The organism is Pseudoalteromonas sp. (assembly GCF_018402495.1).
GTDB lineage: Bacteria > Pseudomonadota > Gammaproteobacteria > Enterobacterales > Alteromonadaceae > Pseudoalteromonas.
This window is the reverse complement of sequence record NZ_JAGYIU010000003.1, coordinates 267,386-291,070: the sequence shown is the minus strand read 5'-3', so window position 1 is coordinate 291,070 and position 23,685 is coordinate 267,386. Positions and strand designations below refer to the sequence as shown.

The window sequence follows — 23,685 nt, the reverse complement described above, 5'->3', positions numbered from 1 at the left end:
AATAACGCAAACAAGCTAGAACCCCTATTTTTACATATTAAATAATGGGTTAACCTGTTTAACTGCTCAGGCTAATAGCGGCTGTGCGTGAGAAAAAGGTCCTTGTTTAACGGTTAAACATTAGGTTTAATAGGCACATAATAAATGCGTATTCTCATGACTTTGATCACCGATTCTCATCAGCTTTGATCACCTGATTTATCATTTTGTAGAGCCGTTTTTAAATTAGCTTAACTGATCATCATCAGTCAATTTATTTAACTGTTTTCGTATCGATTCTCCTTTTAAGTTCAACTTAATCGAACCATGAATTAGCCTATCTAAAATGGCGTCAGCATGGGTTGATTCTCCTATCATCTCATGCCAGTTTTCCTGCGGGAGCTGACTTATTATTATGTGTGATTTATACCCATACCGTGAATCGATTAATTCGAGTAAGTCACCTCGTTGCTGTGCACTCAGTGGTTCAAGCCCCCAATCGTCTAAGATCAGTAGATCATACTTTATTAACTTCGCTAGTAATTTTCGGTAACTACCATCTGCTTGTGCTAGAAACAGGCTTTCAAGTAGTTCTTTTAATCGAACATAGTAAACACTTTTTCCTTTTAGGCAGTGCTCATGCCCTAAAGCACATGCGAGGTATGTTTTGCCACAGCCTGTTGCGCCAGTGATTAAGATATTTTGATGTAAGTTCAGCCAGCTATTTTGGCTTAAGTTGCGTATCTGTGCTTTTTCTATATTGCGTGTCGGCGAGTAAATCAGTTGATTTAACTGAGCCGGTAAGCGGAATTTAGCCTGTCGCACGAGCCGGTCAATTTTTCTTTGCTCACGCGTGTCAATTTCATGTGTTAGCAATAAACTAACGCGCTCTATAAAGCTTTGTTCTTGATATAAGTTAGGCTGTTCAAGCTGCTGCTTGAGTGCCTGCTTTATACCCGATAACTTAAGTAGTTGAAGTTGTTGGTTAATGGTGTCTATCATGATTCGTTTCCTTAATGGTAATAATCTGTGCCACGTATGTTGCTATGTGTAACTGGCTTTTCTGGCTCTGTTTGCTGTGTGGGTAACGGTTGTTGATCTAATCCTTTTTTCAGCATCTGCTTAATTGATTTGAGTGTTGCCGTATTCATCACGATTGCGCGATAACAGGCCTGCTCAAGCCGCTCTTTTGAATAGATTTTAGCTAAACTTAACACCCCTAAACAGGCGCGATAAGCGTGCTCGGGGTGACGCCGTCCACTAAGCTGTAACTCAATAACTTGATGGGTATACTCCCCGATACTTAATGCCCATGAGCGTAAATTTATCGGTGACTGCTCATGCTGTTTTTGATGCGCCAGAGGCATATGATGAGACTGTGTTGTATGCCCACCTAAACGATGTGAACGCGGATGCTGTGCGATTAAGGTATCGTCATGATAAAGCTGTACTAGCTGATTGGTTATGTGTGCGCGTAATTGTTTCTTAACCCACTGATACGGCACACTGTAATAATGTTTCTCTATTTCAACATGATAATCAATGTGTACTCGCACCGTTTTGATTTGTGTATAGTGATAGGGCTTTTCAGGCAATGGCTTTAATGCGCTTTTATCCACTATATCAAAGAGCTGTTTACGTGACTGTTGATATTGCTTCATCACCTTATTGTTCATTACATCAAGTAGCTTTGCTATTTCTTGATTTAGGTGCGCTAAGCTGTAGAAGGTTTGGTTACGCAAGCGTGCCATGATCCAACGCTCAACAATTTGTACACCGACTTCAGCCTTCGATTTATCTTTGGGTTTATAAGGTCTAGCCGGAATGACAGCCACGTTAAAGTACTCGGCTAACTGGTGGTACGTCGGATTTAAATCAGGCTCGTAGCGACAGGGTTTACTAACGGCGCTTTTTAAGTTGTCGGGAATAACAAGCTCAGGCACACCGCCTAAAAACGTAAAGCAACGGGCATGACTCATCACCCAATCTTCAAGTTGCTGGCTATACGTTGCCTCAGCATAGGTATAATTTGATGCGCCGAGCACGGCAACAAACACTTGAGCAGTGCGTGTCTCCTGTGTTGTAGGGCACGTGATGGTCAGCGTGGGGCCACAATAATCCACAAACAATTTTTCACCGCCTTTATGATGCTGACGTATCGACAATCGTTGTTTGCCCACCCATTCCCGATAGGCTCGGCAAAAGTGGCTATAACTGTAATATGGCTCACCGACTTTCTCACGCAATTCATCGAATACTAACTGCAACGTCAAATGTTTGTGCTGCTTTAAATCCTTATTGATGGTGAGCCAGTCAGGTGTTGGGTATCTTTTTTGACGGGGTGAGAAGTCCCTGATTTTTGTATTAAGAAACGTACCGTGTTGTTTATCTTCAGGTAACGGCCATTGGTTTAAGCCTAACTCATTGGCCTTTTTAACGTAATTAGCCACAGTGCCAGGTGAAATATTTAAGCTTCTGGCAATCTTTCGATGGGATAATTTTGCTGAATATTTCAGCCGTAAAATAGCATGTAATTTACTCATAGATATAGGTCTTGTTGACATTATTGTTATCCTCATCAAATGATTTAGATAACGGTTTAACATACCTACAAAAATGATAAAACGTGAACTCGGTGACGAGTGGCATTAAGCTTTGATCGGCAAAATTATTAAGAGCACAAAAGTGATCATTATCGAGTAATTTTCGTGATCAAAGCTTAATGAGAATAAGCGATCAAAGTTAATGCCATTGGGTGATCAAAGCTGGGGAGAATATGCAATAAACGCTGAGTAGCGCAGGGATAGCTAAATTATAATAGGTAAGCTGATTAATTAGCTTACGCCATAAAAAGCCCTTCTTTTATATAAAAGCCAATAGCATAAACAACACCAACTCTGACACACCGAGCAGGTAACGCCTCAGTCCAACAAGCGATTATGCAGCACAAACTGCGTGTTGCATAAATACTAAAATGTTATGTGCTTTCGGAAAACATTCAAAAGTAGTATAGAATCAGGTGTTTAAACTATTGGAAAGCAATTATGCCTAAAGTCGTCCAACAGCAAATTGGCAATATCGCCCTTGTGGTCGAAAACTACGATGATGCCATTGATTTCTATACTAAAAAGCTTCAGTTTACGCTAGTTGAAGATACCGATTTAGGTGGCGGTAAGCGATGGGTTCAAGTTTCACCACCCAATTCGAATGGGATAAATTTACTGTTAGCTCAAGCGAGTAAAGATGAACAAACTCAGTTTATCGGTAACCAAACTGGCGGTAGAGTTTTCCTATTTCTACAAACGAAGGACTTTTGGCGAGATTATGAGTTGATGAAAGCGAACGATATTGTTTTCAACGAATCGCCACGAATTGAAGAGTATGGAACGGTTGTAGTATTTCAGGATCTTTATGGAAATAAGTGGGATTTGTTGCAATTAAGCAGCGATCATCGTTAGTACGCACATAATCGGGTAGTCGTAGGTCTCTAACCTCCAGCCCCCACACCACCCATCATGCGCTTTTTATAAACAGGAAGTGCAATGGGTGGTTCATCTCCCGTAATGAATATTGATCCAAATATATCTCAATGACACTAAACCTTGTAAAGCTAAGTAGTTATTGCCTAGCGCAATGTTAATTCCTTTTGTTTTTGAGCATCTACAAAGGCCTTTACTGGTGATACCACAAGCTATGGCGAGTCGTTCGCTAACACCCAATTTCATTAAACTGCGTACTTTGGTGCGTTCTATCACTTATAAAAAACGCCACTACAACTAGTAGCACATTTTTATCCTGGGGGGCTGCCGGTATTCTAAATCCACCGTGTGGCTAATTAAAATTAAGATCAAAATGAACAGCCCACTTGCACGACGACAGTTTTTTCTTGAAAAAATGGCATGCGCTTGATTGTTTTGAACCTCATTTCTGAAGATAAAAAGCGCAATATTACAGCCTATAAAGGCATAAAAAATGACCTTAGTGGCCAAACGACAGTGAATGCCTCTACTTCATTGTGCGGCAACTGTATTACTTAGTTCATAATATGGAAAAGCTGCAAAACACGATGTATTAATAAAGGTAAGCTACTACCTCACCAAATGAGCCACTTAAACACCTGTCATGCCTTCTAAAACGTCGACTAAAGCAACAGCAGATCCTCTGTTTATATTTTCGTTACAGTCAGTTGTCTATTGAATCAAAATAGGAACTCGACTATGGTTAATAGATGAATAAAAATCAATTAAAAACGAGTAATTCTAAAGGCTCGTTAGCCTCAGTGAGAACTGCTAAAGTTCGAAGGGTATCACGATAAAAACACTTGGATAAACGTCTTTTTAAAAGGAAATTATGTAATGCGAAGTCAATTTTTAGTTTTTTTTCCTTTGATACTACTTAGTCTTTGTAGCCCTGCTATGGGATTGGATGTAGCACAACAACCTAAACTAGCTGACTATACAGAGGGGGAAAAATGGGTCTGGAAATATAAAGGTGTAACATCATCAGGGGAGATACGTGCTGATGGGATAGATACAAAAAAAATAATAAGCCAAAACGGCGAGCTATTTATGGTTACTGCACCAGGTACATTGCCATTAACAGATATTGTTAAACCAGTTGATAGCAAAAAGTCTCGTTACAATTGGCCTTTGCAGGTTGGCAAAAAATGGACATTAGAAGAGCACTGGGAAAGCGAAGACGGTACAAAAGGCTCCACCATTCAAGATGCACAAGTGCTCTCTTTTAAAGCTGAAACTGTAGAGGCTGGAACCTTTATGGCTTATACCATTCAGTACAAAGGCAAAATTACAAATACCCGTGGTTACAGTGCAAATACTGAAGATATTCATGTTTATGCCCCAGAGTTGAAAATGTTTATCAAACTAACTCAGTTACAAGATGATTATTTGTATGTAGAAGAGTTGATTGAATATTCTAAATAATAAGGCTAACAAGGCGCTGTTGTCGCCGCTAGCGCCGCTGGTACGGCTTACGCTGCGCTCCAGCCGCCCCAAAGCTTTGCGTTAAATTGCATAGGGAAATCATGCGTATAATACTGTTCATTTCATTAGTAATTTCAAGCTTATCGGCTTCAGCAATTGTTGTTCGTCACGATGTTGATGGCAAAAAATATCTTGCTGACTCTACAGATTTTGCACCATTAGCAACACTTTATGTAGATGGGGCTCATGGCACATTAATTAAGCCTGATTGGATTGTTACTGCTGCTCATGCAACGTTCTGCATAAGTTCTGGCAGTTACATCCGCTTAAATAATGGCTACCACAAAGTTGAAAGCGTTTTTGTTCATAAAGATTATCAACCCGGTAAAAGTCACGACATAGCTTTAATAAAATTAATAAATCCAATAAACGATGTAAAACCGGCGAATCTTTATGAATCAACGCAGGAGCTGGCAAAAATAACTTGGTTTATTGGTGTCGGTGGTACTGGAAATGGGCTAACCGGACAAATAGTCGATAACTATGAAAATGGCGGAGTTTTACGAAAAGCTCAAAATAAAATCGAACAAGCACAAGGGCCACTATTAAAATTTAAATTTGATAGAGATGATGCAGCTTTGCCATTAGAGGGGGTTTCAGGTGGAGGCGATAGTGGCGGCCCGGCATATTCCACTATTGACGGGACGCATTACTTACTTGGTATTAGCTCTAGAGTTGAAGGTGGGGATATAGGGAAGTACGGTGTAATGGAAGTGTATTCCAGAGTCTCATTTTTTACGCCTTGGATTGAAAAAATCACTGCTGCTGAAGAACCTTTGCAGCGGCAATTGGCATTTCCCAAATTGGAGCGCCTTCCTACAGGACTCACAGAACAGATTTTACCCGAAGTCTGTGCTGATATTAGGTTGAAACCAAATACAATTTAACAAGTTACTTAATTTCGTTCCGGCGACAAACAACGTGGCCTGCATGGTACTGCCTACGCTGCAACAGCACATTAGTAATACGTTAAATATATAAGGAAGCTTATGATACTATGCCCTAACTGTGAACATAAAATAGATGTTTTCAGCTTTTCTTTATCTGCATTTCCGTTTTACTTTAAATGTGCCAGTTGCAGGACGAGATTGAAACTTATCAGCTCAAAATTATTTTGGGCTATATTTTTATTGTATTCGGCAGTCGTGTTTACATTGATAATGTATATTCCAGTTTTTAGCAAATATGGTTTAGGCGTAATATTAGCCATATTAGGCTGGTTCTTTGTTTACTATAAATCGTCACCTTACATACTCAGCAAAGATAACGTTGTACTATATGATAGTGACTAGCTAAAAACAGCCTTGTTTTATCTCTTCCTCTAAAAGCGCAGCGTCTCTTCGCCCTCTTTGTAAATAAATCACTAAAAGACCTTATTTAACAAAGAGAAGTGAATGAGGAGCAAATGAGAAACCAAAACCATCAAATAGCTTTGTTTTTTCTTATTCTAAAAGCGCAGCTGTAATGGTCAACTAATTTAGGAGAGATTCTAAGCGGCATTTTTTAATTCATTATATTTCTGATGCGGTGTCATATAATCAAGCGCTGAATGCCTACGTTTGTAATTATAAAACTGAATGTAATTATCTACTTCACTTATCACTGAATTATGATTTATAAATGAAAGACCATTTAAACGCTCTGTTTTTAAACTTCTAAAAAAACGTTCCATAACAGCATTATCCCAACAATTACCTCGGCGACTCATACTTTGCGTTATAGTCAGTTGTGATAACCGCTCTCTAAACGAGGCCGCTGAATACTGACAGCCTTGATCTGAATGAAACATCAGTTGACTAAGAACCGGCTGTTGGCGCTTAATTGCATTATTTAATGCTGTTTTAGCCAGTTCAGCATTAGGGCTTTTTGATAAAGCATAACCTACTATTTCCTTCGTTGATAAATCTAATACGCAAGCCAAATAACTCCATCCTTGCTGGTTCCTTATGTAAGTAATATCACCGACCCAATGTGTGTTATGTGTATCGGGGTTGAATTGTCGTTTTAAAAGGTTTTGTGCATAGTGATGCTCATCACCTGAATTGGGGTAATAATGTTTTTTCTTCGGCACAATGGCTTGTATATTCAGCTTCTTCATCAGTGCGGCCGTTTTATATACCCCTATTGTGTGGTCACGCGCATTCAGTTCAGCGTGCATTCTACGCCTGCCATACGTATTACCAGAGTCCTCAACTATCGATTCAATTACATCTAAAAGCACCTGCTCTTGCTCATCAGGTTTGACAGGCTCATAGTAATAACTACTCATACTGACCTCTAAAATACGACACAATTCAGTGATAGTGTAATCTACGTTTGCTTTCTTCAATTCTTTTATTACTTTAAGTTTTGATTGTCGCGAATGAAGAAAGCGGTGGCTTTTTTTAATATTTCATTATCCCTTAAAGCCCGCTGTAGCTGCTTCTCTAGCGACTGGATACGTTGCTGCTCAGGTGTGAGTGCTTGAACATTCTCCGGGCTTTTACCATCTAGCTCAGATAAATATTGTTGCTTCCAACGTGATACTGCTGACTTTCCTGCGCCAGAGATTTCTTCAATTTGCTTATTGGTATAGCCTTCTTCTACCATTAATTTGGCATATTCAAGTTTTTGCTGTGCACTGAGTGTAACTTTTGATTTTCTGGTCATGTTGATACCTTTTCGGTTTAGCTTATTTTACGCTATAAACCTCTCCAATTTCATTAGACCATTACAAGCGCCTTCTCGCCCTCTTTGTACATAAATCACAAAAGAGCTTATTTAAAAAAGAGAAGTGAATGAGCAGAAAATGAGAAACCAAAACCATCACACAGTCTTAAACGCGCCAGTGAAAAGTCAAATATTAGCTCACCCCGCAGCCCGAACCTCGTAGCCCGTAACCTAAGTTAAATTAATCGCCGAAAATGTTTCAACAAAAAAAGGCGCTTCCGGTTAAGGTAAGCGCCTTTTTGTTATTTCAACTGCTTCTTATTTTACGATTTTCATTTCGTCTAATAAGTTTTGTGCGTTGTCTACTTTATCCATAACCCACAGCATATAACGTGAATCTACATGGATTGAGCGATTTAGCTCTGGGTTGTAATCCCAATCACCAATAATGCTTTCGTACACACCGTCGAACAGTAAACCCACCAGCTCAGCTTTACCATTAAGTGTTGGTGAACCTGAGTTACCGCCAGTTGTATCTACGTTTGATAAAAAGTTAACCGGTACGGTATTCATGCCACCTGTGTAATCACCATAAAGCTTGGCTTTAATTTGCTCTTGCAGCTTTTTAGGCGCATTAAATGGGTCAACATCGGTGTTTTTAGCCAGTAACCCTTCAAGTGAGGTAAACGGCGTGGCCACTAAACCATCTTGCGGAGAATACCCGCCTACCGTGCCGTAAGTTACACGTAATGTGCTGTTTGCATCGGCGTAAACCGGTTTGTTTTGCGCTTTATTAAAGGCAATAATCGCACTCATTAACTCTGGGCGAGCGGCTTGTAGTTTACCCGCAAGCGCTTTTGATTTATCTTCCTGTGCCTTCATCACTGTGAATATAGCTTTTGCATATTGCATGAATGGGTCTTGGCTTTGGTTTAATTGGCTAAACGTTTGCTCAAATAATGAATGACGAACAATTTCATTATCAAGTCGTGAGTTTGCGTACATTTCATCAAGTAATGCGCGTTGTTTAGCTTTATCAAACCCATTTTCTAAAGCAAAAGCCTTATCAATTTCGCTAAAGCGCTCTGCTTTGGGCAATGCTGCATATTGCTCTAAAAAATGCAGCAAAATGGCTTTATCTACGTTTGCGTCAAAACGACGAGTCATACGCTCTAAACCCGATTTAATACGCGGTAAATCACGCTCTTGGTAACCCGATTCGCGCTCGCTATTAGGCTTTTGCTTTTCATAAGCTAAACGATATAAACTACGTGCTGTGCTGATCATTTGTGAACGGTGAACATAGCCAACCATACGGTCGCGTTCACTGTGCTCTTGCGACTGTGCAACGAGTGCAGATAACTCATTAAGTACGTTACCGTAGCGCTGTTTACGCTCACTATCGCTGTTTATCCAGCTTGTAAGCTCTTGTTCAAACTGTTTTTTACGCTCAAACATAGTGCCTTTTTTAAAGCTTTCAATCATTGAACCATAGTTTTTAATGTAGTTGTTGTAACCTGCTATGGTGCTTTCGTAAGCAATACGCGCTTTGCTGCCATCTTCTGAGTTTTCTTCAATCAATGACACGTATTTAGTATTGTGCAGTCGCGCTTTAGGGTAACTGTCGTTAAATACAAAATCGACCTCAGCGGCAATTCGGTAACGATTTGTACGCCCTGGGTAGCCAGTTACCATAACAAAATCGCCCTCTTGCACACCTTTAGCACTTATACTTAAGTAAGACTCTGGCACATATGGTACGTTGTCTTCGCTGTACTGAGCCGGTTTGCCGTCTTTACCAACGTACGCGCGGTAAAAACCAAAATCACCCGTATGGCGCGGCCACATCCAGTTATCGATATCGCCACCATATTTACCTACGCCCATGGCAGGTGCATAGGCTAAACGTACATCTTTGATTTCGAGTGATTTTATTAAATAAAACTCTAAACCACCATGAAACGAATACACATTACAGCGGTAGCTTTCATCAGCTTCACACTCAGCCACAAGGGCTTTTTGGTTTTTCTCTAGCGCATCGTAACGTGCTTTTGCGCTTAGCTCGTTAGTGCCGCTGATGACTTTGTCGGTCACATTGGTAACAGTTTCAGTTACGTACATGCGTGAACCTGGCGCGGCTGGTAAGTCTTCAGCCGGTGTTTTTGCTAAAAATCCATTTTCTAAAATGTTATTTTCAGGCGTTGAATTATATTGCACCGAACCATAAATACAGTGATGGTTGCTCACAACTAAGCCTTTAGGCGATACAAACGACGCTGTACAGCCGCCTAAGCTAATAACCGCATTCATTGGAAATTCGGTTAATTTTGAAATTGAATCAACACTAATTTCAAGCCCTTTGGCTTTTAAAATTGATTCTAGCTCTGGCAGTTGATGAGGTTGCCACATGCCTTCATCGGCGAGTGTATGAGAAGAAATTGCGAGCGTAAATATGGCTGCAAGAGGTTTTAAACGCATTAAAGAATCCCTTTTATTATTGAATCAGCAGATTACTCATTAAGTATGAGTCAGGTCAACTGCACTGAGATAAATTGTTACAATATAGCGCCCAATAAACAAAAAAGGAGCCCAGGGTTTGTGACCCTAAACTCCTTTTTAAACAAAGTACAAAACGATGTTAGTCGTCTTTTTTCACATCGTTTGGATGCGCTACACCCATCCATGCTTTAAATAGTGCCTTTTGCTCATCAGTGGCATTTTTATTCGCAACCACTTTTTTTGGTTTATCGAAACCTTCAGACAATACAAGCTCTGTCGACATTAATGTATCACGGCGAATAAATTCAACCGTCACCTTGCCCCTTGCTTTAAAGGTTTCTAGGCTGGCTGTTAAGTCTTTACCTACATGCTTTTTATTAATAGCGACGAGTTTATCGTCGGTGGTTAAGCCGCCTTTCCATGCCGCACCATCGCGGCGTACATGGGTAAGCGTAAGTAACTCACCTGTATTTTTAGTAAATGCATCTAAGCTTGGTGTGGCCTTGGCTTTTTCTGGTAATTCAAAGCTTAAGCCTACTTTTGATAGCAGTGCATCAAAATCAAGGTTAGCTGGTGAGCTAACATTTGCCTGCCACCACGCGCTGTAATCACGCCCTGTTAGTTGTTTTAAAATAGCTAACACATCCTGCTCAGTAAAGCCTTTTGGTAATTTATGCTGTTTATACAGTTCACTATGTACATCTCTGTAGCTTATTTTGCCTTGGCTTTTTTCGAGCAAATCAATATCTAATGCCATAGATATGAGTGCTCCTTCAAGATAAATACTAGTAGAGTAGTTACGCGCGTGGTCGTCGCCTTGATTAATCCATTTATCGAAACTGGTTTCGCTGGCACTTTGCACTTCACGCCCTGTCATGCTCAAGTGGCGATTAATAGTTTTGCTTAATATGTTAAAAAATTCATCCGTGGTTTGAATACCCGAACGCACTAATAAATAATCTTCAAAATAGCTGGTAGAACCTTCAGCCATCCACAGTAGTTTTGAATAATTGATATTTGTGTAATCATAGGGTGTAAGCCCTTTTGGCCGGTAGGCTTTTACATTCCACGTATGGATAAATTCATGCGCTGCGGTGCTAATAAACGCTAAATAATCTTCACGAGAGCCAAAGCGATTACGTGGGCGTTGAATAATAGTGGAATTTATATGCTCTGTTGCACCACTTGCACCAGACGTTGCATGAACTATAAACACATAACGCTTATATGGGTAACTATCCCATATTAAATTACCCGTACTAACTAACGTTTTAAGATCTTTGAGCATAAGGTCAACATCGTAGTTACCCTGCCCCCAAATGACTAACTCATAGTTTCGTCCATCAACGACAAAGCTATAATGTTGATTAATGCCCGTTTCTATTGGCGAGTCTACGAGCACATCGTAGTCACTGGCTTTAAAGCTATGTTTATTTTTATAGTTTTCCATTCCTGATACAGAGCGCCACCCTTTGGGTACATTTAATTCAACCGTTACTGGCTCTTGGCGAAATGATTCGCTAAACATAAAAAAGCCTGATGCATTAACAAAGGCATGGCTGTCGTCAATATGGCGGGCGCGTTTACCTGGCTCATTAGCATATACTTGATAATCTATGTTTACTTGGGTTGGCTCGTTTAAATGAACGCGCCATGTACTGTGTTCAATTTTTTCCCACTTTAAAGCATTCCCCTTATTATCGCTGGCTTTAAAGTAACGCACCCCATTAGCAAGGTTTAAAATTTCGTATCGGCCAGTGCGCCATGCAGGAAGTTTTACATCTAGATAAGACTGCGCTGTTTTAGGAAATTCTACATTTACATCACCCAAATGATGCTCTGGCTGAGAAATGTTTAAAGCATAATTAACATCGGCAAATACCGGTGCTGAACAGGCAGCTAAAATTGATAATAAAAGTCGCTTTTTCATAAAGGCTCATTTTCATAACATATTGTTGTAGCAAGATTAACAAGACCTTATTCAAAAGTGAATTAAAAGCGATTTAGACTGTGTTATTGATTTTAAACAGGCTGCCAATTCATGCGTGTCTTAAGTCGCTTTTTAATTCCAGTGACCCCCATATTTTGAGGGTGCTAGGGTATATGGCCTATTTCGTTCGCATTTTGTTATTAAAAACATTAAGTTTTTTCTCTCATCCCTACTATTAATATGTTTTTGTTGTAAACTAAAACAATACAAGCAGTAAGATAATGATGTGTAGGTGTCTGGGAGCTCCAATACGGTGGAAAAAAAACTAAAGCAAGCAATCGAAAGTAGAAGAGTAATTGAAAGCGCGCGAAAACATCAAGTTGACACCCTTTCTAACTTTGCAGCTAAATTGTCATTATGCTGTAAAGGGCTTGATATTGAGCTTGATAACCGCTTGGCTAAGTTCCGAAGTGCTTTAAACAAAGGAATGGAGTTTGAATACTTTTCTCCTTTGGTGGACGATATTTTAGCCCTGCTAAAAAATCAAGAAGCCATTCAACTCACACACCAACGTGATCTTTTATCCAGCGTGCAAAATGCGGGTAAACAACTACAACAAACGAAAGGTTTACCAGACGAAACTCGCAGAACGTTGCGCTATTTACTTGATAATGAACTACAAGATATACAGTCAGTGCATGGGTTTATTCCTATATTAAACCAACTGATCACTTTTTATCACCAAGCGTTAGTTGCCAAAAGCACCAATACCTTTGAGCCACCCAATTTAAATACGCTCACTGAAAAGCTATTTAACTTAGTGAGTGAGCTCATACTTGAAGAAAAAGCGAACGACGCCCTATACTTAATAAAAAAACGCATAGCAAAAAACGAAGCTGTTGATCAGCTTCTTGATGCTGCAATAGATGTTATTTCATTGATTGTAGAGAGCATTCAAGTTGAACGTGAGTCAGCGCAAAGTTTTTTAACCTCTTTAAACCAAACACTTGAAGAGCTGCACCGTTCATTAGTATCGACCAGTGAACACTCTGAATCGATGAATGTAGAGTTTGATTTAATTAATCAGCGAATTGGTGAAAAGCTAGAAAGCTTAAATACACAAACAAAAAATGCCACCTCAATCACGGAGTTAAAACAGCTTGTTGATAACGAGTTACGGTCATTGAGTGCTGATATTTTAGAAAAAGAGCAACTTGAACAAAAAGATCGCCAAATTCTCATTGCTAACTTTTCGCAAATAAATGAAAGAATTAACAGCCTAGAAAGCAAAGTTAGTAATTACAAAAAACGCTTAAATGAACAGAGAATGAAAAGTTTACTCGATAGCCTTACAAAACTACCTAATCGTGCTGCATTTGATGAACGTTACAACTACGAAATAAACTTATTTAATGAACACCCCTCTGAGATCACCCTGGTGGTAGTTGATGTTGACCATTTTAAATCGATTAACGATCGATTTGGCCACACTGCAGGCGATATTACATTACAAGTTATTGCCAAAGCACTGCAAAAATCAATTAGGCAATCAGACTTTATTGCTCGCTATGGTGGCGAAGAGTTTGTGTTACTTATGCCGCATACATCTGTTGATAATGCGAGCGAACACCTCAACAGGTTAAGACTGTCGATTAAAAAGATTCCATTTAAATTTAAAGACAAGCAAATTGAAATTACTGTTTCGTTAGGCGCAACTCAATTTAAGGAGGGTGATACAGCGCTAAAAGCTTTCGATAGAGCAGATGAAGCTTTATATGACGCTAAAAACTCAGGCCGGGATCGTCTGTGTATTAATAAATAATGTTAGTTGTGTATTTGGCATAATTATGCAGTAAATTTACCCAAAAAGTTTTAAGGAGAATGCCAATGCTAATACAGTTAAACCCAACGGGAGTATTAGATTTATTATCTCAGTTAGAAGTAGACCTACTTGAGCAATCTTCAACCAGCGAGCGTTACAAGTTATTTAGGAACTGTGTATTAGCTGTACTTAATGTGGGCAGCCATACAGATGTGAGTAACGATATATATGAAAAATATAAAGATTTTGATATTCGTTTGGTAAGCCGTGAGCGCGGTATAAAAATTGAGTTAGAAAATCCACCTCAAACAGCCTTCGTTGACGGCCACATAGTCACGGGTATTCATGAGCATATATTTTCAGTTATTCGCGATATTTTGTTTATTTGTCAAAAGTATGAAAAAAACCTCAAAGAAACTAAAGCCATTACCCACATGGTTTTTGATATGCTTAGAAATGCCGATGCACTTAAAGTAAATAGCGAACCCAACATGATTGTATGCTGGGGTGGCCACTCTATTAATGAAATAGAATATAAATATACCAAGCAGGTAGGGTATGAGCTTGGCTTACGAGGCTTAAATATTTGTACCGGTTGCGGCCCAGGTGCCATGAAAGGCCCAATGAAAGGCGCCACTATTGGACATGCAAAACAACGTATTACTAACAATCGTTATTTAGGTTTAACCGAGCCTAGCATCATTGCTGCAGAGCCACCTAATCCTATTGTTAATGAGCTAGTTATTTTACCCGATATCGAAAAGCGCCTTGAAGCGTTTGTGCGTACAGCGCATGCTATTATTATTTTCCCAGGTGGCGCAGGCACAGCAGAAGAATTATTATATTTACTTGGTATTTTGCTACACCCTGAAAATGAAAAACAATGTTTACCTGTTATTCTTACAGGTCCTAAACAAAGTAAAGCCTACTTCGAAGAATTGTGTGAGTTTATTCAAATGACGTTAGGGAATGAAGCACTGAATAAATTTGAAGTGATCATTGATAACCCACAATTAGTAAGTCAAAAGCTAAAATCAGCAATGAATAGTGTCCGCGAATATCGCAAAAGCCAAGGCGATGCGTATTACTTTAACTGGACATTAAAAATTGACAGCGACTTTCAACAACCCTTTTATCCATCTCATCAGGCCATGGCATCACTGGATTTGCATCTTGATCAACCTAAGCAACAATTAGCAGCTAATTTACGCCGCGCGTTTTCAGGCATAGTTGCAGGAAATGTAAAAGAAGAAGGTCTAAATGCAATTAAACAAAACGGTCCTTACGTGCTCAGTGGTGAGCCTAGTTTAATGACAGCAATGGACACACTTTTACAAGCGTTTGTAGAACAAGGTAGAATGAAGCTTCCAGGCAGTAAGTATATCCCTTGCTATACAATAAAAGTGTGAGTTTAGAATTGAATCCTCATTTACTTCTCATTGATGCGCTTAACTTAATTAGGCGCATTTATGCTGTTGATGCTAATCAATCCCATCACAGTGATGAACACATGTTAAAAGCATGCTGTACACGGGTTGCACATGCTTGCAAAAAGCTCTTAGCCACGACCAATGCAACCCATGCAATTGCAGTATTTGATGGTGATAAAAGCTGGCGTTACCATTTTTACAAAAACTACAAACATTCGCGTGCACCTATGCCTCAAATATTAAAAGAAGCCTTACCCCATTTTAAGTCTGCTATTGAAAGCACCGGTATTGTAGTATTTGAACCCACGAACGATGAAGCTGATGATATTATCGCGACATTAGCCCATAAAGCAGCCAGCAACCAGATAAATAACACTATTGTATCTACCGATAAAGGTTTTTTACCGCATTTAAGTGCACATATTGAAATATACGATTACTTTAAAAAACAACACCTCACACGCCAGCACATTAAAGAGCGCTTTGCGGTAGAGCAGCACAAACTCATTGATTTTTGGGCGCTAGCGGGAGATAAAACTAATGATATACCTGGTGTTAAGGGAATTGGTATTAAATCGGCACAACAATTAGTTAATCAATACAATACGCTAGAAGATGCATTAGACGATGAATCATTAAGTCCGCGGTTACAAAAAAAACTCGCCGATGATATAGACATGTTTGTTATTTCTAAGCAATTGGTAAGTTTACGTACAGATATTCATTTAGGCTTTAGTTTAAAGCAGTTAAGACTTAATTAGTCGCAAGTTAATGGCACTGTACAATTGCAATACGTATACTATTGGCAGTTTTTCTGGTCTGGGTAGGCAATGTTCAAAAAATTTTTTAGGTATTTAATTTTAGGGTTAGGTCTATATGCGTTAATAGCCACGTCGGTTATTATGTTTTATAAAGACGATCCGCAAGCAATGATTTGGCAAGACAGAGAAGCATTTAATAAACGCTATATCGAAAAGCTACGCTTAGAAGATGCATTTACACTTAATGATGTACTCGAATATTTAGGCAGCCCTGATTTAACCTATGCAAAGCGAGATGGTGAACACGTATGGCAGGTTGTATTTTATCGTACCCAACATAGAACCTCTGATGGCATTACCACAATGGATGAGTGCACAGGGTTATTATTTAAAAATGGCCAACTTATAATGTGGGGGCTAAATGCATATGATGAGTACCTTAAACAAATTGATGGCGCAATTTAATGCAAACAACACTATCGGGAAAACTAAAAAAGCTATTAGAGAGCACTCAGCAGCTTTTGACATCCCATAGTAATAAAGGCCAGAGACATACTTTATATCCACTTGTTTGTAAACTTGCAGGGCAGTACGCAAAGCTATACGAACAAAATCCAGCGGCGTTACAAGCGCAGGTAACCCTATATAAACCACACTATAGTTACGCAACAAACTTAGTAGTTAACCAGTGTATTTTAACCTGCGCCTTGAGTACCAGCCAATCTTACGATAAACACTTAACTGAGCTTTATATTAGCGCTTCATTAGTAGAACACCTTTGTGTTGCTAATCAACTTAATAAATTAGCCCAGCAACAAGCATTTACTACTACTGATACTAAAATGTGGCAATTACGCCATAAACTTGCTGCAAAAGTGATATTGACTGCGCAGCAACCAGCAGAGCAAATTGCCCATATCTTGGCTAAACTCAGTAAATACAAACAAGCACTTTTAAATACACCTAAAGTTATGCTTTATGACGGAGCCAGTGTATTGGTTGCTTTAGCGAATATTTTAGCCATAAATGTGACCTGTAATACCAAACAGCAACATATTAATTTTTATAAAGCCGTGGGAGATCTTTACCTTAGAACTCCCAACGCGTTTGCGCAGGCGCTTTTAAAGGCACTAGTAACACATGTTGGCGAGTACATACCTGGTAGCCAAGTTGAATATGCCGATCAAGCCATGATTTATCTAGCCACAGATACAGCTGGGCGACATATCATTGTTAATCATTCTCATACTAAAATAGCGTGGTACCGAATTAAAGCATCATTAAAAGATAACGCCAAAGCATGGCATTGTCATGATGATCGCTTAACTCTTAAAGTTTGGGACAGTCAATACTTACATAGTGTGCATGAAGGTAACTATACTCAATCATCATTGTACGAATTAGTAAAGCAAATAAAAACTCAACACGAGTACAGTTACAAGGCGTTAAATACTTTACTTACTCCTTATCCTAATATTATAAAGTCGGTGTGCCACGCAGTAAAACACTACAATAAAGAGCAGCTAAGCGCAAAAGATTTAAGGCATAGCTTGTCTATGGTCGGTTACGATAAGGCGCCTGCAATCATTCAAGGCGTGGTTCTCGAGCAATTAGTTAATAGTATTGCACATCCTTTGCATGCTTTTTTATGTACTCGCATGAAGTGTTTAGTCAACATTTTAGAGTTACTAGTAAACCATGATAAGAACCTGCAAAGTGAGCGCATTAGCTTAAGCTTATATGCATATTTATATCATCTATTAACGAATTACAGTGCTGATATTTCAAGAAAAATTATAATTGATCAAACACTTAACCAGCCCTTAGATACGCCATTTTGCGCTTTTTTTGGTATAAAGAAGATTGACACTCTCCATCTATCTAATGAGCTTGGCGAATTACTTACTGACGATCCGTGGACTATCGCTTTATTAAATGCTGAAACATTACCAAAAAAGCAACTCGATAATGCCAGTAAATTATGGGTCGCATTAAAAGTAATTGCTCAATGTGCGCTTAAACCCAATCAACCATTAACAGCATGGCAACAGCAAACTTTAAATCAACAACTTTTTCATTATGGCTGGCAGAGCGAGGGAGATTTTAATCAATCCTTGCAACAATTAGGGCTACACAATAGTATTTAGCTGCCTTATTATCACTATACATCAAACTTATACCCTGTATTTGCAGTATAAACTGGCAAAATGTTCAATAAATTGGTATAAATGCCGGCTTAAATTTAGCACCCCTGTCATGTAAGTAGTCTAAACTCTATGAGTATTTTTTATTTATGTGTGTATCCAACTCTTTAAAGGAAAAGTTCATGGCCAAACAAACCATAACAGTGATCAAAGGCGACGGCATTGGCCCTAGCATTATCGACTCAGCACTTGAAATACTAAAAGCCGCAGGATGCGATTTTGATTATGAATTTGTTGACGCTGGCCTCGCTGCACTTGAAAAAACAGGTGAATTGCTCCCACAAGAAACGATTGACACGATTGCTAAAAATAAAATCACCTTAAAAGGGCCATTAACGACCCCTGTAGGCGAAGGCTTTACATCAATTAATGTAACACTTCGTAAGCAGTTCGGCTTATACGCAAATGTCCGTCCAGTTAAATCGTTTACAGGTACTAAAGCACGTTACGATGATATTGATATCATTACTGTTCGTGAAAATACCCAAGGTATGTACTCAGGTGCAGGGCAAGTAGTGAGTGCAGATGGTAACGAAGCTGAAGCAATGTCTGTGATCACCCGTGAAGGTGCTGAAAAGATCGTTACTTTTGCATACGAACTTGCTGTACGTGAAGGTCGTAAAAAAGTAACAGCAGTTCATAAAGCGAACATCTTAAAATCAACATCGGGTTTGTTCTTAAAAGTAGCTCGTGAAGTGGCTGAACGTTACCCAGAGATTGAATCAACTGAAATGATTGTTGATGCAACCTGTATGAAACTAGTAATGACACCGGAAGAGTTTGACGTAATTGTAACGACTAACCTATTCGGCGATATTTTATCTGATTTATGTGCTGGTTTAGTTGGTGGTTTAGGCATGGCGCCTGGTGCTAACATTGGTGAAGATGCGGCTATTTTTGAAGCTGTTCACGGTAGTGCACCTGATATTGCTGGCAAAAACCTAGCAAACCCAACGTCAGTTATTTTAGCGTCTATTCAAATGCTAGAGCATTTAAATATGGGCGATACGGCAGAGCGCATTCGTAGCGCAGTGGCTGATGTAATTAAATCAGGCGACCGTACTACTCGCGATTTAGGCGGCAGTCATGGTACAACTGACTTCACTCAGTCAGTAATCGACCGTCTGTAACAAGTATAATTGAATTATAAAGCCAACATCTGTTGGCTTTTTTTATGCCTACTCAAAACCCCTTTTAGCACTTTAATGTAATTAATGTGTATTTAAGCCCCCTACTCCTTAAAATTAAAAATGCATAATTTCTGCTTTTAAAGTGAGAATATTTCATAACAATTAGAATTTAAGATTGAAAAATATATAAAAATGAATTTTTAATCCAAAAACTTTAGTTTTGGGTTGACATGAGCGCGCAAAAGCCTTAAAAATAACCATATACAAACATTGTAATTTAAACAGCATTTTATTTTAAAGAGCAAAACATCATGAACACACAATTTCGTCTTTTAGTCTTACTCGTACTGGTCTTAGTGATAAGCCTAGCGGGGATGTATTAAAAGGTGAAACATGCTTTTTAAAACCCTCGCACTACGCGGGGGTTTTTTTTTGCATAAAGTAGTCAACAGAGGAATGAGGATGAGTAAACAACAATATAATGGCTCTGAACTAGTCGTTAAGTCATTAAAAGAGTTAAACGTTAAGTATATATTCGGTTACCCCGGTGGCTCAGTATTAGACCTATATGATGCACTCTTTCAGCAAGACGATATAGAACATATTTTAGTGCGCCACGAACAGGCAGCGACACATATGGCCGATGGTTACGCAAGAGCAACTGGTGAAGTGGGTGTGGTCCTTGCCACCTCTGGACCTGGTGCAACTAACTGCGTGACCGGTATAGCGACAGCCTATATGGACTCAATTCCAATGGTGGTATTATCAGGCCAAGTACCAACAAACCTTATTGGTGATGATGCATTTCAAGAAACCGATATTGTTGGCTGCTCTCGACCTATCGTAAAACATAGCTTTAACTGTCGCAGCGCTATTGAAATTCCTAATATACTTGCCAAAGCCTTTTATATTGCCAGCTCAGGTCGCCCAGGACCAGTTGTCGTTGAACTTCCTAAAGATATGCTTAACCCAGCGCTAACATTTGCATATAACTTTCCGCCAGCAACCGAGCTTAGAACTTACAGCCCAAACACTAAAGGGCACTCTAAACAAATTCGTAAAGCCGTTACTGCTATTTTAGAAGCAAAAAAGCTAGTGATTTATTCTGGTGGCGGTATTGTGCTTTCAAATACATCTGAGCAACTCACTCATTTAGTCGAATCACTCAATGCCCCTATTACCAACACCTTAATGGGACTAGGCGGTATTTCAGGCATTCACCCCAATTTTATCGGTATGCTAGGCATGCATGGTACATTAGAAGCAAATAAAGCCATGGCTAATGCCGATGTTATTTTAGCCCTTGGTGCACGATTTGATGATCGGGTTACCAATAACGTACAAAAGTTTTGCCCTAATGCCACTATCGTGCATGTAGATGTCGATCCGACTTCAATTTCCAAAACCATTAAAGCACATATTCCGGTTGTTGGCTGTTTAGCCACGGTACTTGAACAGTTACAAACTGCTATAGATAAAAGCCCGATTAAAATTGATCGTAGTGCACAAGAAGACTGGTGGCGACAGGTGATCAGTTGGCGCGAACAAAAGTGCTTAAACTACAATACTGATGGCGATAAAATTAAGCCTCAAGCCGTCATAGAAGCAATTTATGAAGCAACTAATGGTGATGCCTATGTCAGTTCAGATGTGGGTCAACACCAGATGTTTGCAGCCCAATATTACCCATTTAAACATCCTCGACAGTGGATCAACTCAGGCGGGTTAGGCACCATGGGCTTTGGTTTGCCAGCGGCGATGGGCGTTAAACTTGCCTTTCCTGACAAAGAGTCTTTATGTGTAACGGGTGATGGCTCAATTCAAATGAATATTCAAGAACTTTCTACCTGTTTACAATACAACTTAGCAGTAAAAGTGATCTCGTTAAATAACCGCTCACTCGGTATGGTTAGGCAGTGGCAAGATATGATTTATGGTGGCAGACATTCTTCATCTTACATGGAATCACTTCCCGATTTTGTAAAGTTAGTTGAAAGCTATGGCCATGTGGGTATCAGAGTAAACACCCTTGATGAGCTACAACCTGCTATAGACAAAGCGATGTCAATAACCGATAGATTAGTGTTTTTAGATATTTTAGTCGATGAAAAAGAACATGTTTACCCGATGCAAATTAAGCTCGGCGGCATAGATGAGATGTGGTTAAGAAAAGGAGTGAAGGCATAATGCGTCGTATATTATCTATATTATTAGAAAATGAGCCCGGTGCGTTATCACGTATAGTTGGACTATTTTCTCAACGAGCCTACAATATTGATAGCTTAACAGTGGGTACCACAGACGATGAATCACTTTCTCGCATTACGGTAACCACTAAAGGCGATGACAGAATTGTTGAACAAATAACAAAGCAAGTAAACAAGCTGGTTGATGTACTCAAGGTAATTGATTTAACTGACATGAACCACATAGAGCGCGAGCTTCTATTGGTAAAAGTATTCGCTAAAGATGAAGTAACTCGAGCCGCTGTAACGCGTGTTGTTGATGTATTTCAAGGCGCTATTTTAGATATGGGTCGTCAAAGTTACAGCCTACAATTGGTAAGTAGCACCGACAAAATAGAATCATTTTTAGATACCTTACGCCATGAAACCGACATTATAGAAGTGGTACGCTCTGGCGCTGTTGGCATTGGTCGAGGAGATAAAGCACTCAAAGCTAGATAAGCGTTAAATTTACGGCAAAAAAAAAGGGCTTAATAGCCCTTTTATTATTTTTATAAACCTAAACCTTATAGGTTTACTTGATCCTTTAGTCCTTTACCTGGCTTAAAGCTTGGAATAGTCGCTGCTGAAATTTGGATTTCTGCACCCGTTTGTGGGTTACGACCCGTGCGAGCAGCACGTTCTTTAACTGAAAAAGTACCAAAACCAACTAATGCAACAGAGTTGCCTTCTTTTAATGAAGAAGTTACAGCACCTGTGAATGCATCAAGTGCACGAGCAGCAGCCGCTTTAGAGATTTCTGCGTCAGTAGAGATTTTTTCAACTAGTTGTGCTTTGTTCATTATTAGATTCCTATTCGTTATTATTTTGCCTTCGCAAATCCTATCTTTATGCATTTTTAAAGAGTTAGCAACAGCAAATTACACTTTTTACTTAAAATACTAAAAAAATAGTAAGATTATAATAATTATCTGTAAAATACAGTGAGTTGGGTTAACAAAAGCTTAATTTAAGCATGCTATTCGTGCAATATTGCACGTCCCTGCATCGCTATATTTTTTCTATTACCAAAGTTACTTCCCCTACTTCCACGCCAAACTTAACAATAGAGGTGCGATTTATTAAGCGCGTATCCGTTACTAGATACATCCAATCATCAAAGTGAACTTCAAAGGTATTGCCATCATAAGGTATTTCAACATTGTATTTCCAATGAAAAACACTACCTTTACTTTTACCTGTAGCCGTTCCTAATACATCAGAAGCTGTACCCGTTAATGTATTATCGTCGTTTAAAGTTATTTTCCAAATACGTTTTTGTGTTTCGCCATCATCATAAACAAAATCTTCTTCTATAACGCCTTGGTTACCATCCCACGTAGCACTAAGATCAACAACAAGCTTGCGGGTCAACTCTCCCTTAAAGTCTTGTACAACACCATAAGCTTTAAGATCACCGCTAAAAAAGCGTTTAAAATCAAAATTGGGTTCTGAGCCTTTGTAATGCTCTACACTCGGCGCTGAGCAGCTTACAATAAAAAAACTGACTAGCAATACCATTATTACTTTGGCACGTTTTAAATTAATCATTTTAAATCCCTAATAGTTGATTTCTAATTGATGGTTCTGAGGTATTTTCACTTAACCAAATAGCTAAAAAATCATCAGCAAAAGTAGCATCCTCAATACGACCTATTTCATTATCATTATGAAAAAAAACACTGTGCCCTTGCTGATCAGTCAATAAGGTTAACGATTCCCCTTTTTTAATATCGGGCCATATTGCTAATAATTTATCAGCATAGCGCTTTGGTAACTGTGATTTACCTAAATGCTGCCATTGCTCATTAGTAGCTTTAACAATATCTTTGGCATCAAAATCCCGTAGATAGGTCAAAGTGAATTTTACTTGGGTTTGCTTTGGACTATAAGAACCCGTTGGTGTAAAAAGTGTAGCATCATAAACGTCCCAAAAAAGGTATTCCATGCGTGCCTCACCCACTTTGTTAAACTGGGTATCTGCATGAACAATATGACCAAATAGAGTGTAAATAATGACTAATTTTAAAAGTGTTTTCATAATTTGCTCCAA

Annotated in this window: 19 protein-coding genes; 11 read left to right on the top strand and 8 right to left on the bottom strand. The window is 39.1% G+C overall.

Annotated features, from left to right (window positions below; all coding sequences use genetic code 11):
- Positions 1-225: 225 nt before the first annotated feature.
- Both istB and istA read right to left on the bottom strand, forming a co-directional pair.
- Positions 226-981, bottom strand: a complete 756-nt coding sequence (gene istB, locus KG708_RS11150) for an IS21-like element helper ATPase IstB (protein WP_213608539.1) — start codon at positions 979-981, stop codon at positions 226-228.
- Between the two features lie 11 nt (positions 982-992).
- A complete protein-coding gene (gene istA / locus KG708_RS11145; RefSeq protein ID WP_213608538.1) occupies positions 993-2,543 on the bottom strand; it encodes an IS21 family transposase in 1,551 nt (516 codons plus the stop codon).
- 480 nt (positions 2,544-3,023) lie between these two features.
- On the opposite strand from istA, the gene KG708_RS11140 reads away from it, so the two are divergent.
- From KG708_RS11140 to KG708_RS11130, 3 genes are all read left to right on the top strand, one after another.
- Positions 3,024-3,437 (top strand): VOC family protein, encoded by a 414-nt coding sequence (locus KG708_RS11140; RefSeq protein WP_213609802.1) that lies wholly within the window; start codon positions 3,024-3,026, stop codon positions 3,435-3,437.
- An 897-nt stretch (positions 3,438-4,334) separates the two neighbouring features.
- Entirely contained in the window at positions 4,335-4,922 is a 588-nt protein-coding gene (locus KG708_RS11135; RefSeq protein ID WP_213609800.1) for a hypothetical protein, read from the top strand.
- Positions 4,923-5,023: 101 nt separating this feature from the next.
- A complete protein-coding gene (locus KG708_RS11130) occupies positions 5,024-5,869 on the top strand; it encodes a trypsin-like serine protease (protein ID WP_213609797.1) in 846 nt (281 codons plus the stop codon).
- Between the two features lie 602 nt (positions 5,870-6,471).
- On the opposite strand, the gene KG708_RS11125 is transcribed toward KG708_RS11130, so the two are convergent.
- The 3 genes from KG708_RS11125 to KG708_RS11115 all read right to left on the bottom strand — a co-directional run bounded on the left by KG708_RS11125 (position 6,472) and on the right by KG708_RS11115 (position 12,060).
- Positions 6,472-7,631, bottom strand: a protein-coding gene (locus KG708_RS11125; RefSeq protein WP_213607733.1) for an IS3 family transposase whose coding sequence is annotated in 2 segments (ribosomal slippage) — positions 6,472-7,358 and positions 7,358-7,631 — 1,161 coding nt in all. Because the reading frame shifts where the segments join, the coding sequence is not laid out codon by codon here.
- Positions 7,632-7,949: 318 nt separating this feature from the next.
- A complete protein-coding gene (locus KG708_RS11120; RefSeq protein ID WP_213609795.1) occupies positions 7,950-10,109 on the bottom strand; it encodes a S46 family peptidase in 2,160 nt (719 codons plus the stop codon).
- A gap of 160 nt (positions 10,110-10,269) precedes the next feature.
- Complete coding sequence (locus KG708_RS11115; RefSeq protein ID WP_213609793.1) at positions 10,270-12,060, bottom strand: M61 family peptidase; 1,791 nt, start codon at positions 12,058-12,060, stop codon at positions 10,270-10,272.
- A 313-nt stretch (positions 12,061-12,373) separates the two neighbouring features.
- Here KG708_RS11115 and KG708_RS11110 point away from each other — a divergent pair, with 313 nt between their 5' ends.
- The 8 genes from KG708_RS11110 to ilvN all read left to right on the top strand — a co-directional run bounded on the left by KG708_RS11110 (position 12,374) and on the right by ilvN (position 22,094).
- A complete protein-coding gene (locus KG708_RS11110) occupies positions 12,374-13,882 on the top strand; it encodes a diguanylate cyclase (protein WP_213609792.1) in 1,509 nt (502 codons plus the stop codon).
- A 65-nt stretch (positions 13,883-13,947) separates the two neighbouring features.
- Positions 13,948-15,291, top strand: coding sequence for a nucleotide 5'-monophosphate nucleosidase PpnN (gene ppnN / locus KG708_RS11105; RefSeq protein WP_213609790.1), 1,344 nt, complete (start codon positions 13,948-13,950; stop codon positions 15,289-15,291).
- An 8-nt stretch (positions 15,292-15,299) separates the two neighbouring features.
- Entirely contained in the window at positions 15,300-16,073 is a 774-nt protein-coding gene (gene xni / locus KG708_RS11100; RefSeq protein WP_213609788.1) for a flap endonuclease Xni, read from the top strand.
- Positions 16,074-16,142: 69 nt separating this feature from the next.
- Positions 16,143-16,538, top strand: coding sequence for a DUF3192 domain-containing protein (locus tag KG708_RS11095; protein WP_213609786.1), 396 nt, complete (start codon positions 16,143-16,145; stop codon positions 16,536-16,538).
- Positions 16,538-18,220, top strand: coding sequence for a hypothetical protein (locus KG708_RS11090; protein ID WP_213609784.1), 1,683 nt, complete (start codon positions 16,538-16,540; stop codon positions 18,218-18,220). Before KG708_RS11095 ends, KG708_RS11090 begins: the two co-directional genes overlap by 1 nt.
- A 179-nt stretch (positions 18,221-18,399) precedes the next feature.
- Positions 18,400-19,407 (top strand): isocitrate dehydrogenase, encoded by a 1,008-nt coding sequence (locus tag KG708_RS11085; RefSeq protein ID WP_213609782.1) that lies wholly within the window; start codon positions 18,400-18,402, stop codon positions 19,405-19,407.
- A 462-nt stretch (positions 19,408-19,869) separates the two neighbouring features.
- Positions 19,870-21,594, top strand: coding sequence for an acetolactate synthase 3 large subunit (locus KG708_RS11080; protein WP_213609780.1), 1,725 nt, complete (start codon positions 19,870-19,872; stop codon positions 21,592-21,594).
- Positions 21,594-22,094: an acetolactate synthase small subunit gene (gene ilvN, locus KG708_RS11075; protein ID WP_213609778.1), complete on the top strand. Its 501-nt coding sequence runs from the start codon at positions 21,594-21,596 to the stop codon at positions 22,092-22,094. The genes KG708_RS11080 and ilvN overlap by 1 nt, the downstream gene beginning before the upstream one ends.
- A 65-nt stretch (positions 22,095-22,159) precedes the next feature.
- On the opposite strand, the gene KG708_RS11070 is transcribed toward ilvN, so the two are convergent.
- The 3 genes from KG708_RS11070 to KG708_RS11060 all read right to left on the bottom strand — a co-directional run bounded on the left by KG708_RS11070 (position 22,160) and on the right by KG708_RS11060 (position 23,673).
- On the bottom strand, positions 22,160-22,435 hold the full coding sequence (locus KG708_RS11070; RefSeq protein ID WP_213609776.1) for an HU family DNA-binding protein: 276 nt from the start codon (positions 22,433-22,435) through the stop codon (positions 22,160-22,162).
- Positions 22,436-22,643: 208 nt separating this feature from the next.
- A complete protein-coding gene (locus KG708_RS11065) occupies positions 22,644-23,183 on the bottom strand; it encodes a DUF3833 domain-containing protein (RefSeq protein ID WP_213609774.1) in 540 nt (179 codons plus the stop codon).
- Position 23,184: 1 nt separating this feature from the next.
- Positions 23,185-23,673 carry a chalcone isomerase family protein gene (locus KG708_RS11060; protein ID WP_213609772.1) on the bottom strand — a complete coding sequence of 163 codons (489 nt, stop codon included), beginning with the start codon at positions 23,671-23,673 and terminating at the stop codon, positions 23,185-23,187.
- Positions 23,674-23,685: the final 12 nt, after the last annotated feature.

Coding starts and splice junctions, on each gene's coding strand:
- istB (WP_213608539.1), bottom strand. CDS start 981: ATGATAGACACCATTAACCAACAACTTCAACTACTTAAGTTATCGGGT.
- istA (WP_213608538.1), bottom strand. CDS start 2,543: ATGTCAACAAGACCTATATCTATGAGTAAATTACATGCTATTTTACGG.
- KG708_RS11140 (WP_213609802.1), top strand. CDS start 3,024: ATGCCTAAAGTCGTCCAACAGCAAATTGGCAATATCGCCCTTGTGGTC.
- KG708_RS11135 (WP_213609800.1), top strand. CDS start 4,335: ATGCGAAGTCAATTTTTAGTTTTTTTTCCTTTGATACTACTTAGTCTT.
- KG708_RS11130 (WP_213609797.1), top strand. CDS start 5,024: ATGCGTATAATACTGTTCATTTCATTAGTAATTTCAAGCTTATCGGCT.
- KG708_RS11120 (WP_213609795.1), bottom strand. CDS start 10,109: ATGCGTTTAAAACCTCTTGCAGCCATATTTACGCTCGCAATTTCTTCT.
- KG708_RS11115 (WP_213609793.1), bottom strand. CDS start 12,060: ATGAAAAAGCGACTTTTATTATCAATTTTAGCTGCCTGTTCAGCACCG.
- ppnN (WP_213609790.1), top strand. CDS start 13,948: ATGCTAATACAGTTAAACCCAACGGGAGTATTAGATTTATTATCTCAG.
- KG708_RS11095 (WP_213609786.1), top strand. CDS start 16,143: ATGTTCAAAAAATTTTTTAGGTATTTAATTTTAGGGTTAGGTCTATAT.
- KG708_RS11090 (WP_213609784.1), top strand. CDS start 16,538: ATGCAAACAACACTATCGGGAAAACTAAAAAAGCTATTAGAGAGCACT.
- KG708_RS11085 (WP_213609782.1), top strand. CDS start 18,400: ATGGCCAAACAAACCATAACAGTGATCAAAGGCGACGGCATTGGCCCT.
- KG708_RS11080 (WP_213609780.1), top strand. CDS start 19,870: ATGAGTAAACAACAATATAATGGCTCTGAACTAGTCGTTAAGTCATTA.
- ilvN (WP_213609778.1), top strand. CDS start 21,594: ATGCGTCGTATATTATCTATATTATTAGAAAATGAGCCCGGTGCGTTA.
- KG708_RS11070 (WP_213609776.1), bottom strand. CDS start 22,435: ATGAACAAAGCACAACTAGTTGAAAAAATCTCTACTGACGCAGAAATC.
- KG708_RS11065 (WP_213609774.1), bottom strand. CDS start 23,183: ATGATTAATTTAAAACGTGCCAAAGTAATAATGGTATTGCTAGTCAGT.
- KG708_RS11060 (WP_213609772.1), bottom strand. CDS start 23,673: ATGAAAACACTTTTAAAATTAGTCATTATTTACACTCTATTTGGTCAT.